Here is a 2,028-nt window from a genome sequence, read left to right as displayed (position 1 = left end):
GGGCGATTGGCGCAGCGGTAGCGCGCTTCCCTGACACGGAAGAGGTCACTGGTTCGATCCCAGTATCGCCCACCACAGAAAGCCCCTGGACCCCCGGGGGCTTTCCTCGTTCGCGTGCACCTTGCCCGCCCCGCGCCAGGCAGCCCGGTGACGCCGTATTTCCGCCTGTCGAAACGCCCGCGAGCACCCCTCGGGTCCCTGAGCCTGTCGAAGGGCACCCGGGGACTCTCACGAGTCCGGCGCCGTTCCTCCTGTCCCTGAGCCTGTCGAAGGCCACACGGAGCACTCCGCAAATCCGGCACCCTTCTCCCGGTCCCTGAGCTTGTCGAAGGGCACACGAGCCACCTCACGAATCCGGCGCCCTTCTCCTGGTCCCTGAGCTTGTCGAAGGGCACACGAGCCACGTCACGAATCCGGCGCCCTTCTCCTGGTCCCTGAGCCTGTCGAAGGGCACACGAGGACCCTTCCGCAACCGACCCTCACTCGGCATCTGGAATGCCAGTGATGCTGACGCTTTGCCGACGCTACGGTCCCGGCCATCTTCCCGCCGGCCGAGCGCCAGGCGCTGTCCCGTCGGTCGACGTGTGCGGCCCTCGCGATGGCGACCCGGATCCCGGAGCGGACGATCCAGCGTGCGACGAACGATGCCGAGCGCCTTGTGGACGAAGCGCCGGCCGTGCTCGAGTCACTCGAGGCCGGGCGCATCTCGGCGAGGCACGCGCAGGTGATCACCGACCAACTCTGCGACGTCCCTGCCGCCGGGCGGGCGGTGTTCCTCGAGCAGGTGCTCGTCATCGCCGAGCGCACTACGGGCGCTGGCCTCCGCACGAGTGCCCGGGTCTTGCGCGAGCGGCTCCATCCCGAGTCCATCACCGCCCGCGTGGTCCGCTCCGAGGCCGACCGACGGGTCGAGTTCGAGCCGGCCGCCGACGGCATGGCCTGGGTGCACCTCTTGACCACGGCGCCGATCGCGCAGGGCATCGCCGAGCGACTCAAAGCAGCCGCCGCAGAAAGCCGCGCCGCAGGCGACACCCGCACCTGCGCACAACTCCAGGCCGATGCCCTCGCGGCCCTCGCGCTCACCGGCGTGACCCCCGACGACGTCATGTCGAGCCCGGTCCTCCCGCACCCGATCGAGGTCCAGGAGCACATCAGGCCCAGGGTCCACATCACGGTCCCAGCGCTCAGCATGGCTGGCATCTCCGACGCCCCGGCCACCCTGGACGGCTACGGCCCCATCGACCCCGAGACCGCAGCACGGATCGCGGTGAACGCGCCCAGCTTCACCCGGATCTTGGTCCAGCCGGAAACCGGCGCGGTCCTCTCCGTCGGCCGGCATCAATACCGCGTTCCGGCCGACCTCCAACGGGCAGTGCGGTTACGGGACGGCACCTGTCGGGCACCGGGCTGCGGGAGACGGGCTCGAGCGTGCGATCTCGATCATTCCGTCGCCTGGGAGGACGGAGGCACCACAGATGTCGGCAATCTCGCCTGCCTGTGTCGACATCACCACCGCATGAAGCACCTGCCGGGGTGGAACCTCGACCATCAGCCGGGGGGGGTCCTCGAGTGGACGACACCCGACGGCAAGCAGTATCGGACCGAGCCAGATCCTGCACCATTCTGACCCCGCCGACGAAGGCTCCTTCGTGGGCACGTCGACAGGCTCAGTGACCGGGAGAGGTGTGCCCGATCCGTCTCGGTCGCTGAGCCTGTCGAAGGGTTGCTTGTGGGCACTTCGGCAAGCTCAGTGACCAGGAACAAGCTCAGTGACCGGGGAGGGCCGCCGGGCCGCTCTGGTCCCTGAGCCTGTCGAAGGGTGGTTCGACCCTGGACGCCGACGCGCCGGGCGACATCGATTTTCAGCCCGATTTTTCCGCGGAACATCAAGGGTTGGGCCGACTCGCCCGCGCCGAGGTGTCAACGAGCACCCTCAACATCGGCTAGAGTTTCCAAGCACCCGGAAACGGGATGCAATGCGGATGTGGCGCAGTGGTAGCGCATCACCTTGCCAAGGTGAGGGTCGCG

Annotated in this window: 1 protein-coding gene and 1 tRNA gene; both read left to right on the top strand. The window is 68.4% G+C overall.

All coding sequences use genetic code 11. The features are described 5' to 3' along the window. Positions 1-75: transfer RNA gene (locus tag QRN44_RS13360), tRNA-Val, on the top strand. Between the two features lie 463 nt (positions 76-538). Beyond that, a complete protein-coding gene (locus QRN44_RS13355) occupies positions 539-1,627 on the top strand; it encodes an HNH endonuclease signature motif containing protein (RefSeq protein WP_350310100.1) in 1,089 nt (362 codons plus the stop codon). The last annotated feature ends 401 nt before the right edge of the window (positions 1,628-2,028 follow it).

The organism is Plantibacter sp. lyk4-40-MEA-4, from assembly GCF_030209415.1.
Lineage (GTDB): Bacteria > Actinomycetota > Actinomycetes > Actinomycetales > Microbacteriaceae > Plantibacter > Plantibacter flavus_A.
The sequence above is the reverse complement of the archived record's forward strand: the minus strand, read 5'-3'. Positions and strand labels throughout refer to the sequence as shown.